A 14,282-nucleotide genomic window follows, 5' to 3' on the forward strand; every position below is an offset into this window, starting at 1 on the left:
GGCCGCTCACCCGTCTGGCCCTCGCAGCCCTGCTTGACGAGGCCCCACCGTTGCGCATCCGGACCTTCGGGCCGATGTCTGCCTCCGGCACGGTCGCTGCCCGGCCCTGGCGTGATCAGCCGATCCGCAGCCGGAATCTGGCCGGGCTGGCGGCCGCTGGCCTGCTGTTTGCCGCCCTGATCCTGCCCGGCCTGCAGGCCGCCGGTCTGGTGGACGAGGCGATGGTTGCCGCCCAGCGCAACCTTATGCTCGCCACGGGACTCGATCTGCGCGCGGCAGCGGCCGGCGGCACCGATCCCGGCCGTCTGGCCGCGGGCATGCGCGTTGCCTCTGCCCTGGGTGGACTTGTCGCCATGGAACAGGCGGCGCCGGTGGACCTGCTCTGCGTGCTCGACCGCCTGGCGGTGCTGAGGCCTGAAGGCTTGGCCATCACGGGGCTGGATCATCGACGCGACGGGACCGGCCCGGAGGCCGGCCGGCTGACGCTCGAGATCGAGATCGCCCGCAGCGATGCCGCGGCGGCCGATGCCCTGCGACAGCGTTTTGCCGAAACCGTCGCGACCGCCGGGCTGGGCATGACCACGATTGCCGACCCGCCCCCGCCCCGGGCGGCCGCCCGCCCCTGACCCGCCAGGCTCCGGCACTCAGTGGCGGCGACACGGACCCTGCCGGGAACACGGCCCCCGAAGGCGGCCCGTTCCGCGGCCAGCTGATCCTGACCCCCCTTCCGGCCGATGCCGGCAGATCAGGTACGGCCTGCAGGCCGCGGCTTTCCGCCCGACGCTTCCGACGGCATGCCGCCCGGCGCGAGCCCGCGGCCATGGACAAAGATCCCGCTGGCCGCCTGGCCGTGCGCGTGCCCCGGCTGGCGGCTCTGGCCCTGGGCTGCCTGGCCGTGATCGCCGCAGATCTGACGATGGCACTGGAGGTGGAACGGGTACGGGCGCATGCCGAAGATCTGGCCCGGACCGCCGAGGCGGCACGGGGGCGTTTCCGGCAGGCCGAAGCCGCGGCCTGGCGGCTGGATCAGGGAGTGGCGCGGCTTGTCTCGGATCCGCGGCCACTCTTCACACCGCCGGCGCCGGGCCCGTTGCTCCGGCAGCTGCATGATCTGGCCATGGCGGCCGGCATCGGAACCGTCCGCCTGTCGCTCAGCGACGCCCCGGCGGAGGCGGTCGCACCACGGCCGGCAGATCGTCGGCTGCCGCATCCGCCCGCGGCGGAGGCTCTGCCCCGGCTCAGGCCGGTTCTGGTCATCGCCGAACTGACCGCGCCGTCGGATGCCGAAATCCGTGCCGGGCTTGCGGCCATGCGGGCCGCACTGCCGGGCCGCGCCGTGATCGACCGTCTGGATCTGGCCGATCGCCCGGATGAAGGCCGGGCGGATGCCCAGGCGGTGTTGCGTTTCACCACCATCGATCCGGGCAGCCTGCCACCCCTGCCCGACGGCCAGGCCATGGACCCACTGACCCCTCTCCTTACCCGCCACAACCTTGCGGCGCCCGCCATCCCGCCGGACCCGCCTGGAACCGTTGTCGCCCTTGCCCTGGAGCCGTCGGAGCACCGCCGCCGCCTGAGCAGCCCGGACCGACCGACCGCGGCTGAGCCGCCTGCGGTCGCACGCCGGATCAAGCTTGACGGCATTGCACGTGGACCGGGATCGGACTGGCGGGTCTGGATCAACGGCCGGCGGATTGAAATGGCGGAGCCGGCCCGTCCCGGCGAGCCCGTCGTCGAAGCGGTTGGCCGGGACACCGTCAGCATCCGCCTGGCGGAAGGCAGGAGCACGGTCTCTCTCGCCCTGGGGCGGGAGATCTGTCTCGGCATCGACGGCATCCTGCCCGACGAGGTCTGTCCATGACCGCCATCCGGCCCTTCCTGATCGTCCTCGTTCTTCTCGCTCTCACCGCCTGCGGCACCGCCGATCCGCGCGACCGGGCGCTGGGTCTGGAGCGCCGCGACTATCGGGCGATCGGAGGCACGCCTGCAGCGACACCGTCGCCGGATACAAGGCCGGCTCCGCCGCCGGTACCGCCACAACTGCCACCGCTGGAAGGGGATGGTGAGCTGGACGATCCCGCGCCCGGTCCGGAAGCCCGGGCCATCCTGTCCCGCCCGGTCGACATCCGGGTCGCCGGCCAGATCCCGATCGCCGAGGTCGTGGAAGATCTGGCCCATCAGGCGGGTGTGGGTGTGGTGATCGATCCGACCCTTGCCGGCATGGTCCGGGTCAGCCTCTCGGGCGTGCCTCTCGGCAGCGCACTGACGGCGATCGGCCGTCAGGTGAACTTCGTCTACCGGATCGAGGGCGGAGTGCTTCTGGTCGAACGCGACCGGCCGGTGGTCCGCATCTACCGCATCGATCAGCCGGATATGGTGCGCCGGGTGGATGGCGGTGTCGCAGCCTCGTCGGAACTCGACACCGTCGGCACCGGCAGTGGCGGCACGGCCGACCGCAACGGCTCGTCGATCGCCATCCGCAATCACACGGACGGCGCCTTCTGGAACGATGCCATACGCACATTGGCGGCCGCCCTTGGTATCCCCGGCGATGATGCCGCCCAGATCGCCGATCCGGCGGATGACCGCCGGCCCCGTTTGAGCGTGAACCCACGCACCGGCGTGATCGCCGTCTATGGCGATCGCCATGCCCAGGACGTCGTCCGCCGGGTGATTGCCGGCCTGCGTCGGACCACCGGACGACAGGTTCTGATCGAGGCCCGTGTCGTGGAGGTCGCACTCGACGAGGGCTACGAGGCCGGAATCGATTGGTCCGCGATCCTGTCGGGAGACGTCACCATCGCCGGCCGGTTCGGCGCACCGGCCGCGCGGATCGCAAACGGGGTCGACGATGTCCTGGGCATCCGGGTGAGCGGATCCGACATCGACGCCCTGGTGGGGCTGGCGGCGCGCTTTGGTGCGGTGCGCACGCTCTCCAGCCCGCGCCTCACCGTGCTCAACAACCAGACGGCGCTGCTCAAAGTCGCCGAGAACGCGGTCTACTTCACGCTGGATGTCGAGCGAGAGACCGATGACGACACTGGCGACGTGACCCTGACGGTCAATTCGAAGCTGAACACCGTGCCCATCGGGCTGGTGCTGAGCGTGCAGCCGGCAATCGCGGCCGACGAGCGCTCGGTGGTCATGACCGTCCGGCCGACCATCACCCGCATCGCCCGGGAGGTCGCCGATCCGGGCGTCGCCATCGCCTCTCAGAACCAGGTGGAAAGCCTGGTGCCGGTGGTGGAGGTCCGCGAGCTGGACTCGGTCCTGCGCATCCGGTCGGGCGAGATCATGATCATGGGCGGGCTGATGGAAGAGCGCGCGCGCTTCGACGAAAGCGGCGCCCCGGTGCTGAAGGATCTGCCCTGGGTGGGGCGGCTGTTTCGCGCCGACACCGATGCCAGCCATACGGTGGAACTGGTGGTCTTCCTGCGCGCCACGATCCTGCCCGACGACACCGGCGGCACCATCGCCCCGGCCGATATCGACCTGTATCGCGGCTTCACCACCGATCCGCGGCCCCTGCCCTTCCCCGCGCCTTCCTCCTCCCCTGCAGTCACACCGCCGTCTGCACCGGCGGCGACACCCGGCCGTCCCGTCCCAGAAAGCGAAAGCGAGCCACAATGATGAGCATCCGAACCCGTTCCGCAGCCAGCCATCCCGACCCGAAACATTATGGCCCGACACATTCTGGCCCGAGACATTCTGGCCCGAGACATCCGGCCGCCGGGCCCGACATAACCGAAGACGATCGCGGCTTCACCCTGGTGGAGGTGGCCATTGCGCTTGTCGTCATCGCCCTGCTGGTCGGCACCGTTCTGCAGGCCCAGGGGATGGTCGGCAACAGCCGTGCCCAGGCCTTCGTGTCGGAGGTCGGCGCCATCCGCACCGCATTCGGTCAATTCCAGGAACGCTATGGCGCTCTGCCCGGCGACTACACCGATGCGGCAGCGCTTGCGAGCGGCGTCACAGCCGGCGACGGCAATGGCATACTTTCGGGCGACGGTGCCAGTCAGGAAAGCCTGAATGCCTGGCGCCATCTGACCGCCGCCCAGTTCCTGACCAATCTTAAGATGCCGCCGGCCGGCACGTCGGCGCCGTCCACGCCGCTGGGTGGGCAGTATCAGCTGGTGTCGGCGACGGTCGGGGCAACGAGCGGGGTGTGGCTCAGGATCGGCAGCATGACCACCGGTTCAACCACAGGTAATTCAACGCCCCTGCTGACCGTCGATCAGGCGCGCCGGCTGGACATGGAACTGGATGACGGGCTGCCGGCCACCGGATCTGTGGTCACCAGCACGGCCGCCTGTCAGGTGACCGGCAGCAATATGTACAATCTGGCCGCAACCGATACCTGCCTCATTCAGGTGCTGATGTAGTGAGGTCGGTCCGGTTCTGTCCGCCGGTGGCAGCATTGGCGCGTGTGGCGGTATTGGGTACGGCCCTCTCGGCTCTGGCCCTGCCGCCACCACCCCCGGGAGATCCGCTGCCGCCAGAGCCGGGGCCACCTGTCCTGCGGGATCTGGTTCCGCGCATGGTCACCCCGGTCCGGGATGTCAGCCCGGCGATCCCGCCACCCAAAGCTCTCCATGTCCCGCGAGCCGTGTCGCGGGCAGATGAACTGTAACGGTGGTTCCCAGGCCCGGCTGGCTGTCGAGCAGCAGCCGGCCGCCATGCAACTCGACGATCGCCTTGGACAGGGGGAGGCCGAGCCCGGTGCCTTCAAAACGACGGCTCAAGGCACTCTCGATCTGACCGAACGGGGTCAAAACCTTGGGCAGATCCTCGGGGGCGATGCCGATGCCGGTGTCGGTCACGATGATGTCCATGCCGCCATCCCTGCCCGGCACTGCCGCCAAGGTCACCCGGCCCCCCGGCTCGGTGAACTTGACCGCATTGGAGAGAAGATTGAGCAGCACCTGCTTCATGCGCCGCTCATCGACCAGAATCGGCGGCAGGCCGGGCGGCAGCTCGGTCTCCAGGGTGATGCCGCCGGCATCGGCACGCGCCTGAACCATCCCCCGGGCACGCGATGCCATGGCCCGCAGATCGACCGGCCGCTCGTCGAGATCCAGGCGGCCGGCTTCGATCTTCGACATGTCGAGGATATCGCTGATCACCGCCAACAAATGGCCGCCACTCTCGGTGATATCGTGGGCGTATTCCAGGTAGCGGGGGTTGCCGACCGGGCCCAGCGCCTCAAGCGCGATCATTTCGGAAAAGCCGATCACCGCATTCAGCGGGGTGCGCAGCTCATGGCTCATATTGGCCAGGAACTCGCTTTTTGCACGGTTGGCCAGCTCGGCCGTCTCCTTGGCCTCCAGCAAGGCCGTCTCGGCGCGCCTGCGTTCTGCGCCCACCAGGGCAAGCGCGATCAGATCGGCCAGGGAGCCCACGAAATTGACCTCGTCCTGAGCCCAATGCCGGGGCGAGCCGAAATGCTCGCAGCACAGGATACCGACCACCCGGCCGTCGACCCGGACGGTGGCATCCATCAGGGCGCCCAGGTTGTCGCCATAGCGCGGCAGTGTCATCACCTCGGTCATGGCCGGATGGAAACGGGCATCCCCCACCACCAGCGCGCGTTCAGGCAGCAATGCCTCAAAATAGCGCGGCATTCCGGCCACCGAGATATGCCGTCCATCGGTCGGCAGATGACTGCCGGCACGCGCATCGAAATGATCGATGCACATGAAATCGGTCGGATCCGGAGCGTGCGTACCCGCCCGGGTCTGCATCGTATCCGCCAGCCAGACGGAAACCCGGCCGACATCGATGATCTCCGCCGCCGTTTCGCTCACCACCCGGATAACGCTGGCGGGGTCGCCGGTAAACAGGCCGCCGCCATGGGCGATCGCGGCAATGGCCCCGTTCTGGCGGCGCAGGCGGGTCTCGCGACTGCGCAGCGCATCCTCGGCCATGCGCCGATCGGTGATATCGTGCACCACCACCAGCAGGGATGCTGCACCGCCATAGCGCAGGGCACAGGCGCTGAGCAGCCCCCAGAAGGCACGATCACCGGCCCGGATCATCGGCGCTTCGATCCGATCCGCCGCGGCCCGGCCGGTCAATTCGGCCATGATCAGCGCCGCCGCCGCCGGATCTGCGAACAGCCGGTCGAAGATCAGCCCGCCTTCGGTCTGGCCGCCGACCAGATCGTCCAGCCCGAAGGCATCTACCGCGGCCCGATTGGCGAAAAGCAGACGCCGGCCGTCCTGCATCACGATCAGCATCGGCAGCGGCGCCGCCTCGGCAATTGCCCTGAACCGCTCCTCGCTTTCAGCCAGGGCGCGTTCACGCCGGCGGATATCGGTCGCATCGCGGGCGACGACCACCAGCCCACCATCGGCCGTGGCGCGCTCGCTCAACTCCAGCAATCGGCCATCGGCCATGTGGGCATCGATCAGCGCATCGCTGCGATGATGGACGATGTCGCCGTAACGGCGCATCGCCGCCTCGACCGAAAACAGCCTGTCGCCAGCATAGGCGCCCCGATCGACCGCGGCGCGCACCAGATCCTCGAGCAGGGTGCCGGGCACCAGCAGGTCCGCGACCACCTGAAACAGATCAACCATGCGACGGTTCACGATCACCAGCCTGAGGTCGCGATCATAGATCGCGATGCCCTCGCGCGTGCTGTCCAGGGCATCCAGCATCAGGCGATGTGCAGCCCAGGCTCGGGCTTCCGCCTCCATGCGATCGGTGATGTCGGTCGAGACACCGCGATGGCCGATTACCCGACCGCGCGCGTCCAGGATCGGCCGCCCCGCTTCTTCGATCACCCGGCGACGCCCGTGGGCATCCAGCAATTCATAGCGCAGGCCATCGAAGGCGACACCGGCCGCCATCTCGTCCAGGTGCCGTCGCCAGCGCCGCTCTTCGGCGCGCCGCCAGGCCATGGCCGGCAATTCGGCGCGGCGGGTGCCGATCAGCCGGTCGGCCGGAATTCCCAGTCGATCCACGATCCGGCGGGAAACGTAGATGAACCGGCCGTCGGCATCGGTTTCCCAGATCCAGTCGCTGGCGATGCCGGCGACATCACGAAAGCGCTGTTCCTGCTCGCTGAGCCGGCGGTTGCGGTCCGCAAGCAACCGCGCATTATGCGTCAGGCTCCCCACGGCCAGACGCGCCCGGGCGGCCGCACTCCAGACCAGTGCCGACATCAGCAGAAGCGCGATGACGACCAGCGGCAATGTGCTCTCCAGAAGCGCCCGACCGGGTTGATCGGGCCTCCAGGTGACCCAGGCGACGGGGGTACCATCCGGACCATCCAGTGCCAGGGCGGCATCCCCCTGCGGCATCGTCAGGGCCAGGGTCACGTCAGGCAGCCCCCCGATTATGTCATGCCCCAGAAAATTGCGATCCAGACGCTGAAAGATGACCAGCGCGTGACCGGGCTCCTCGGTTGGCTGAACCGTGCCCTCGGTTGCGAAAGGCGCGATGCGGGCGGCCACCGCAAAAACGATGCTGCCGTCGATCCTGATCGTCCGTTTCACAGACCGCGGCTCCTGCCCGCCTGTCGCCAGAGCGGTTTCGACCAGGGGTGCCAGCATCGACGGAAGGGTATCGATCTCGTCTGCAGAGAATCCTTCGCCGGCAGAAAGATAGACCGGTGGTCCGGAGGTTCCCATCACCAGACTGCCGTCGACGGCAAAGGTGCGGCGCAGATAGGCCCCGAAATTATCGTCGAGCCAGGCGTCGTCAAACGGAGGGCTCGTTGCGGCGACGGCCTCGTCCCACCAGGCGTAGTCGACCACGGTCCGTTCCAGGGTCGACATGCGGGCGTTCAGCAGATCGCGGATCAGGCGCTGCTGCTGGTTCAGTGCCGTCTGGTCCTGCACGCCGGCTGCGGTCACGACGATCGCGCCCACAAGAACCAGACCGATGGTCATCACCCCCAGGATCGGCCGGATCAGCCGGCCAAAGCTGACATCGGACGTATTGACAGCAGAATGCGGCAGCGATGCCGAGGCTCCGCCGTCATCATGATCTGCGTTTCCGGCCGCCACTGTCTGTGCGGATGGAGTCTTGTCCCGATGCCAGCCGATGCGCACCTGCGCGATGCCCTCTTGCGATCGAAGCCACTGGGCGATCGAGGCCGCTGGCGCGATCGGGGCCACAGTGCCCCTGCCGTCCTCGCCCGCCGGTCGTGATCTCCCGCACGACCGTGCTCCCCCATCCAGCCCGGGAAGTGTTGCAGGCCCCCCTGACGGACGCAAGGCAGAGGCTGGCATCGTGGCATTTTTCCAGACCACGTCCGACATGCATCATCGCCCGGCCCCCGTCAGAGGCCGGGCGATGACGGATGATGGCCAACGATCGGGCGGATCGGGCGATCAGGCAGCGTGGGTTCTGGCCAGCTTCTCCCCCAGCTTGCCCGGTACCTCCTGGAGCACGGCCTCACCGGCCTCGATCACCGCCAGACCTTGTGTCGCAGCCGCCAGATCGTCGATCAGCCGGGGCAGTTCGGCATCGGGCACCATCGCTTCCAGCCGGTCCCAACCCACGGGCTGGGCCACCGCTTCCAGGCCCAGGATCTGACCGCGGGCCGACTGAATGGCGGCATGCATGCGGGCGGTGGCACTGCCCGGTGCCGTCATCCGCACCGGCCTCACCGGTTCCAGCAGTACCGGATCCGCCTCGCCCAGGGCCTCGGTCATCGCCATGCGGGCCGCGGTCCTGAAGGCCATGTCGGAACTGTCGACCGCGTGATGCAGGCCATCGGTCAGAGAAACCGCCAGATCGACCACCGGGAAGCCAAGCGGCCCGCTGACCATCGCGTCGCGCACGCCCGCCTCCACGGCGGGCACGAAATTGCGCGGCACGGAGCCGCCGACGGTCCGGTCCTCGAACCGGAAACCTTCGCCGCGGCCAAGGGGCGTGAGTTCCAGGGACACATCGGCGAACTGGCCATGGCCGCCGCTCTGGCGCTTGTGCCGCGCCCGGGCAGCCGCCGGCCGGCGCGGCGCCTCGCGGAAGGCGATACGGGGTGGCCGGGTCTCCACCTCGATGCCGAAGCGCAGCTTCAACCGCTCCACCGCCAGGGCCAGATGACGGGCCCCCTGGCCGATCAGCACCGTTTCGGACATGTCGGGACGCGCATCGATCCGATAGGACGGATCCTCTTCCACCAGCCGCGCCAGGGCGGCCCCCAGCTTGGCCTCGTCGGCAGCCCTGGTCGCCGCCAGAACCAGGCCGGCCACCGGCATCGGCACCGATGCTCCTCCCTCGGCGATCACACCTTTGGCATCGACCGTCACGCCGACCGGCACGTTTTCAAGCCGGGGCAGCACCACCACCTCGCCCGCAACCGCCGCATCGGTTCGCCGGATCATGGCCGGGCCGTCGAACATGCCGATCTGGCCCAGACGCTGACCGGCGAAGTCATCCCCTTCGGCCAGCCGCCCCGACCACAGCCGCGCGATCCCGACCCGGCCCAGATGCGGCAGATGCAGCACCTTGAACAGCCGGGCCCGCATCCGGCCGTCGTCGTGACCGCGCAGGACCGCATCTTCCCCCTCGTCTCCGGCATCGACCGGGTCGAGCACGCCTTCGCGGCAGGCGGTGACGGCGACATCCGGCGTCTCGTGGCGCAGCGCCTTCATCAGCCGCCGGACCCCGAAGCCTTCAAGCGCATTGCCGAAGAACACCGGCACAATGGTCTCGCGGCCGAATTCCCGGCCGAGGTCGCGATAGATGGTCTTGCGGTCGGGATGGTTTTCCTCGAGCAGCTGTTCCAACAGGACATCGTCGAAATCGGCCAGCGTTTCGAGCATCACCTGGCGGGCTTCCTGCTCGCGGGCGCTGAGCGAGGCGGGCAGCCGTACCACCTCCGATGCCGATCCGGGGCGATATCGATAGGCGCGTTCACTGGCCAGGTCGACATGGCCGACCACCCGCTCCTCGCCCGAGGCGCCGCGTTCTCGGATCGGCACTTCGCGCAGCACCAGTGGCCGGCGGCTGGCGGATTGAAGGGCGTCGAGGATGGTGGCGACGCGCACGCTCAAAGTGTCCACCTTATTGATGAACACCATGTGGGGAACGCGCATTTCCTCAAGCAGGGTGAAGATCGGCGCCAGCGCCTCGACCCGGGCGGGATCGGGGTCGCAGACCACCACCGCCACATCGGCGACGGTCAGACAATCGCGCATGTCCTGGCGGCAATCGGCGGCGCCGGGGCAGTCGAGCATCGTCCAGCGCTCGCCAAGATAGTCGATGCGGGCGGTGTTGAGGGTCAGCCCGCCCGAGATCTGGCCGCGTGCTTCGGGCCAGGCATCGCCCCGCGCAGTGCCGTCGGCCACACGGCCCAGCCGGCCGGTGGTGCCCGAGATCCACAGCATGGCCTCGAGCAGGCTGGTCTTACCGGTTCCATAAGGTCCGATAAGGACGGCGCACCGTGGCGCCGCCGGAACTCTGTCGGGCATGGCCCCCGCGGGCCTGCCCTCTGCCGTGTTGGTGGACATGGCATCCTCCCCAGCATCCGGAATGGATGGAGATCGTCCGATGTCGGGTGTCACGGGCGCGGGCGGCAGCAGGACAAGTCGGCACAGAAGAGGCGCGCCGCGCGTCGGAGCGGATCGGACGATCCGTCCCTTCCTTGGCAGCGGAACCGTCGGCGGCGATGCAGGATGCCCGCAGCGAAGGCGGCCCCGTCAGATCGCGGGCCGTTCCGTATCACCATCCGGTGATATGACGGCCTCGTTACCCCCCGATGCTCGCGCGGCCGGCCGGTCGAGGCAAGCGAAACCGTTATCCGATGCCGATCTGTCGCAGCCATCGGCCGCAGCCACGGGATGTCTGCCCCCCGCTTGACTCCACCTGCGAGCCGGACTAGAACAAAAAGAGAACAAACGGACGCCCCCCGGTCCGCTGAAACGGCCCCGCAAGCCCGGCCCGCACAGGCCAGGCCTGCATCACCGGCCCCTCTTGCAGGCCGGCCTCTCTTGCAGGAAGGCAGCGATGATACCGATCAGGCCGACGACCATCGCGCCGGCACCAGGCCGGGTGGTCCGCATCTTCAGGGATGGCCCCCGCCGTCCGCGCACACCGGCCGCGGCCGATGACCGGGTCGTCGGCACCGCCTCTTCCATAGCCGTGCAGCCCGGCCGGCCGCACAGCCTGGCCATGGCGGAGCTGCACCTGATGGTCGCCGGGACCACCTGCCCTGCTCTCATTTCGACACCACCGCTCCTTTCGTCACCGGCCGGTTCTGCCGGTGTTCCTTCCACCCCGTGGCCAGTGCCGGAAGGCGGCCCAACGACGGAGGATGGCATGGCTTTCGGATCCGCGACCCGTCTCGCCCCCCCTTTCCCCCTCACCCAGCGCGATCCCGCCATCCGGGTCAGGCCTTCGCGCCTGCTCGCGGCCGCTGCCGCAGCAACCGCACGGGCCGCGGTCGACCCCGACCCTCAGGCCAGCGACGATCAGCTCGACGACACGGCGGCAGCCGGTCTTGCCGCAGCCCAGGTGCCCGATCGGGTCGAGCAGCTGCGGGCGGTGATCGCCCGGATCGAGACCCGCGGCAATGCCGCCACCGGAGATGACCGTGGCCAGGCGGGCGCCGTGATCGGCACCGGTCATGCCGCCATCGATGCCCGCCTGGGCGAAGGCGGGCTCAGCCTGGCCCGGCTGCATGAAATCGTGACCGCGGAAGCGGGGGATCATCCTTCGGCCGGTGCCGCCCATGGTGCCGGGCTGGGGCTTGCCGCCAGCTGGGCCGCGGCGGCAGCGCGCCTGCGCAGCGGCCCGGTTCTCTGGGTCGGCGGCTGGCCGCCCCCTTATGCGCCGGGGCTGGCGGGTTTCGGGCTCGATCCCTCCCGGCTGCTGGTGGTGCCGGCCCGGCGTAGTGCCGAACGGCTCTGGGTGATGGAAGAGGCGGTGCGCAGCGGCGCGGTCGCCGCCGTGGTGGGAGAGGTCGCCGATGCCGACCCGCTCGCCACCCGGCGCCTGCAATTCGCCGCCGCCGAAGGCGGAGCGCCGGCCCTGATGCTCCGCCCGGTCGCCGCCGGGATCCTTGCCGCCACCGCCGCCCATGATGCCGATCCCGCCCTGTTGCTCGACCGTCTGCCGGCCAGTTCCGCCGCCAGTCGCTGGGCGGTGACCACGGCCCCCGGCACAGCCGCGCAATGGCCGGCCGCGGCAGGCTATGCCGCCCGCCCGATCGGCCGGCTGCACTGGCGGCTGGACCTGCTCCGTGCGCGCGGCGCCCTGCCCGCCCGCTTCACCGTCGCCTGGGCGGCCGAGGGGCCGGAGGCGAACCGGGACGGTACGACCGGTGCGGGCATGCTGGACGTGATCCACGGCCCGGGTGCCGTGGCGGCACGCCAGGTCGTACACGGCCTGCCGACCCGCCAGACCGGGACCGGCGGCTGGTTCGGCCGTACCCTCACCCGCAGCCTGGGCAACCGGCCGCTCACCGCCGGCTGACCCGCCCCCGGAACCGGACGCCCGCGCCGGCACGGGGCCGCTGTCCCGCCTTGCCCCGGGGTTCAGTATCTCTCATGTCCAGCCCTCACGCCGATCCCGCACGCCCTGCCGGCACCGGCTCCGGCCGGCGCATTCTGGCTCTGCATCTGCCATTGCTCGCCGTCGACCGCCAGATCCTGATCGCGCAGGCGAGCGGCGATGCCGATGCGGCCCGGCACTGGCGCCACGGCCCAGCCGCCTGCCATGCCCCGGGCCCGCGCGGGCCGATGATCACCATCCCCAACCCTGCCGCCCGGGCCGCCGGGGTCCGGACGGGCATGACGCTGGCCGAAGCCCGGGCACGGACCGCCGGCGACATCCTGCTCGCCCCGGCAGACCCGCGGGGCGACCGCCGCGCCCTGGCCTGGCTTGCCGATCTTGCCGACCGCTTTTCGCCCGCAGTCGGCCTCGACGGCGATCAGGGGCTGCTTCTCGACATCACCGGGGTTGCGCATCTCTTCCGGGGAGAGGCCGGTCTGATCGCCCGGGCCGGTGCCCTGATCCGCGGGCGCGGCTTCAGCCTGACCGCGGCGATCGCCCCCACACCGCTCGCCGCCTCTGCCCTCGCCCGGGCCCAGGCCTACACACATGCCCACGCACAGGCCCATCCCCCGGCAGATGCCACCGTGGTGGTGGCACATGACCGGGCCGGTCCCGACGAGACCCGGGCCGCCCTCGCCCGGCTGGTCGGCCCCCTGCCGCCGGAGATGATCAGTCTCGATCGAGAAAGATTGCGGCGGGTTGCGGAAGGTCTGGCGCGGCTCGGCATCCGGCGGGTCGATGCCCTGGATGCGCTGCCCCGCAGTTCGGTTGCCGAACGCTTCGGGTCGGGGCTGCTCGACCTGCTCGACCGGCTGTACGACCGGGCGCCGGATCCCCTGCATCCCCGCCGGCCGTCGGCGCCGGTCGAGGTGCGGATCAGCTGGGCGGAGCCGATCGGACGGGCCGAGGATATCGCTGCCGCCACCGCCGCCCTGGTCGATGATCTGGTGGCCGATCTGGGCGCCGCCGGCCTCGGTGCCCGGCGGCTGGCGCTGTCGGTCCATCTGGTCGATGGCCGTCTGCATCGCGCCGAGCTGGGCCTGGCGCTCGCCAGCCGGGAGCCACGGCACATGATGCGGCTGCTGGCCGAACGGCTGGACCGGATCGATCCCGGCCTCGGGATCGAGGTCATGGTTCTGGCGGCGCCCGTGGTCCAGCCGCTCGCCGATCTGGACCGATCGCTGCCGGGGCTTGGCCAGGCCCCGCTTTCAGCCGGTACCGGCGGCGCTGCCGTCGCCGCCCTGATCGACCGGATCGATGCCCGGCTCGGCAATGGCCGGGTCCGGGCGGTCAGGATCGAAGCCGGGGTGATGCCCGAGACGGCCATCAAGCTGATCCCCGCTGCCATCGCCCCGCAGCGGGCTGCCAGGATTGACGACGGCCCCCATCGGGTAACGGCACCCCGGCCGGCGCGGCTGCTCGCCCGGCCCGAGCCGGCCCTGGTGGTGGCGGCCCTGCCCGATGATCCCCCGGCCCGGCTGCGCTGGCGCGGCCGGCTGCATCGGGTGCATCTGGCCGATGGCCCCGAACGGCTGACCGGCCCCTGGTGGGAAAGTCCCGGCGCCCCGGCCGAGGCCCGCGACTATTACCGGGTCGAAACCGAGGACGGGCTCAGACTCTGGGTGTTCCGCAGCCGCGGATCGGCCGGGCTGGTGCTCGACGGGGGCGGGGCCGCCGATGACGTAGCAGCCGCAGACGACTGGTTCGTTCACGGCATCTTTGCCTGATTTTCCAGACCATTGTCCCTGGACCCTCAGCTATCGCCACAGGTT

General features: G+C 70.0%; 8 protein-coding genes. 6 read left to right on the forward strand and 2 right to left on the reverse strand.

Annotated features, from left to right (window positions below; all coding sequences use genetic code 11):
- The first annotated feature begins 74 nt into the window (after window positions 1-74).
- From TMO_RS09650 to TMO_RS09665, 4 genes are all read left to right on the forward strand, one after another.
- Window positions 75-626: a hypothetical protein gene (locus TMO_RS09650; protein ID WP_145978105.1), complete on the forward strand. Its 552-nt coding sequence runs from the start codon at window positions 75-77 to the stop codon at window positions 624-626.
- 194 nt (window positions 627-820) lie between these two features.
- Window positions 821-1,861 (forward strand): hypothetical protein, encoded by a 1,041-nt coding sequence (locus TMO_RS09655; protein ID WP_014745437.1) that lies wholly within the window; start codon window positions 821-823, stop codon window positions 1,859-1,861.
- Window positions 1,858-3,630, forward strand: coding sequence for a type II and III secretion system protein (locus TMO_RS09660; protein ID WP_014745438.1), 1,773 nt, complete (start codon window positions 1,858-1,860; stop codon window positions 3,628-3,630). Before TMO_RS09655 ends, TMO_RS09660 begins: the two co-directional genes overlap by 4 nt.
- Window positions 3,630-4,382, forward strand: a complete 753-nt coding sequence (locus TMO_RS09665) for a type II secretion system protein (RefSeq protein WP_228382310.1) — start codon at window positions 3,630-3,632, stop codon at window positions 4,380-4,382. Before TMO_RS09660 ends, TMO_RS09665 begins: the two co-directional genes overlap by 1 nt.
- A 177-nt stretch (window positions 4,383-4,559) precedes the next feature.
- Here TMO_RS09665 and TMO_RS29330 read toward each other — a convergent pair whose 3' ends face one another.
- Together TMO_RS29330 and TMO_RS09675 are read right to left on the reverse strand one after the other, a co-directional pair.
- Entirely contained in the window at window positions 4,560-7,895 is a 3,336-nt protein-coding gene (locus TMO_RS29330) for an ATP-binding protein (RefSeq protein WP_187297768.1), read from the reverse strand.
- 444 nt (window positions 7,896-8,339) lie between these two features.
- The gene (locus TMO_RS09675) at window positions 8,340-10,466 is read right to left on the reverse strand and encodes an elongation factor G (protein WP_014745441.1); all 2,127 of its coding nucleotides are present in this window, start codon (window positions 10,464-10,466) and stop codon (window positions 8,340-8,342) included.
- Window positions 10,467-11,274: 808 nt separating this feature from the next.
- On the opposite strand from TMO_RS09675, the gene TMO_RS31645 reads away from it, so the two are divergent.
- Together TMO_RS31645 and TMO_RS09690 are read left to right on the forward strand one after the other, a co-directional pair.
- On the forward strand, window positions 11,275-12,429 hold the full coding sequence (locus TMO_RS31645) for an ImuA family protein (protein ID WP_014745442.1): 1,155 nt from the start codon (window positions 11,275-11,277) through the stop codon (window positions 12,427-12,429).
- A gap of 74 nt (window positions 12,430-12,503) precedes the next feature.
- Window positions 12,504-14,237, forward strand: a complete 1,734-nt coding sequence (locus tag TMO_RS09690) for a DNA polymerase Y family protein (RefSeq protein ID WP_014745443.1) — start codon at window positions 12,504-12,506, stop codon at window positions 14,235-14,237.
- Window positions 14,238-14,282: the final 45 nt, after the last annotated feature.

It is taken from the genome of Tistrella mobilis KA081020-065 (assembly GCF_000264455.2).
Classification (GTDB): Bacteria; Pseudomonadota; Alphaproteobacteria; order Tistrellales; family Tistrellaceae; genus Tistrella; species Tistrella mobilis.

Coding starts and splice junctions, on each gene's coding strand:
- TMO_RS09655 (WP_014745437.1), top strand. CDS start 821: ATGGACAAAGATCCCGCTGGCCGCCTGGCCGTGCGCGTGCCCCGGCTG.
- TMO_RS09660 (WP_014745438.1), top strand. CDS start 1,858: ATGACCGCCATCCGGCCCTTCCTGATCGTCCTCGTTCTTCTCGCTCTC.
- TMO_RS09675 (WP_014745441.1), bottom strand. CDS start 10,466: ATGTCCACCAACACGGCAGAGGGCAGGCCCGCGGGGGCCATGCCCGAC.
- TMO_RS09650 (WP_145978105.1), top strand. CDS start 75: ATGTCTGCCTCCGGCACGGTCGCTGCCCGGCCCTGGCGTGATCAGCCG.
- TMO_RS09665 (WP_228382310.1), top strand. CDS start 3,630: ATGAGCATCCGAACCCGTTCCGCAGCCAGCCATCCCGACCCGAAACAT.
- TMO_RS31645 (WP_014745442.1), top strand. CDS start 11,275: ATGGCTTTCGGATCCGCGACCCGTCTCGCCCCCCCTTTCCCCCTCACC.
- TMO_RS09690 (WP_014745443.1), top strand. CDS start 12,504: ATGTCCAGCCCTCACGCCGATCCCGCACGCCCTGCCGGCACCGGCTCC.
- TMO_RS29330 (WP_187297768.1), bottom strand. CDS start 7,895: ATGACCATCGGTCTGGTTCTTGTGGGCGCGATCGTCGTGACCGCAGCC.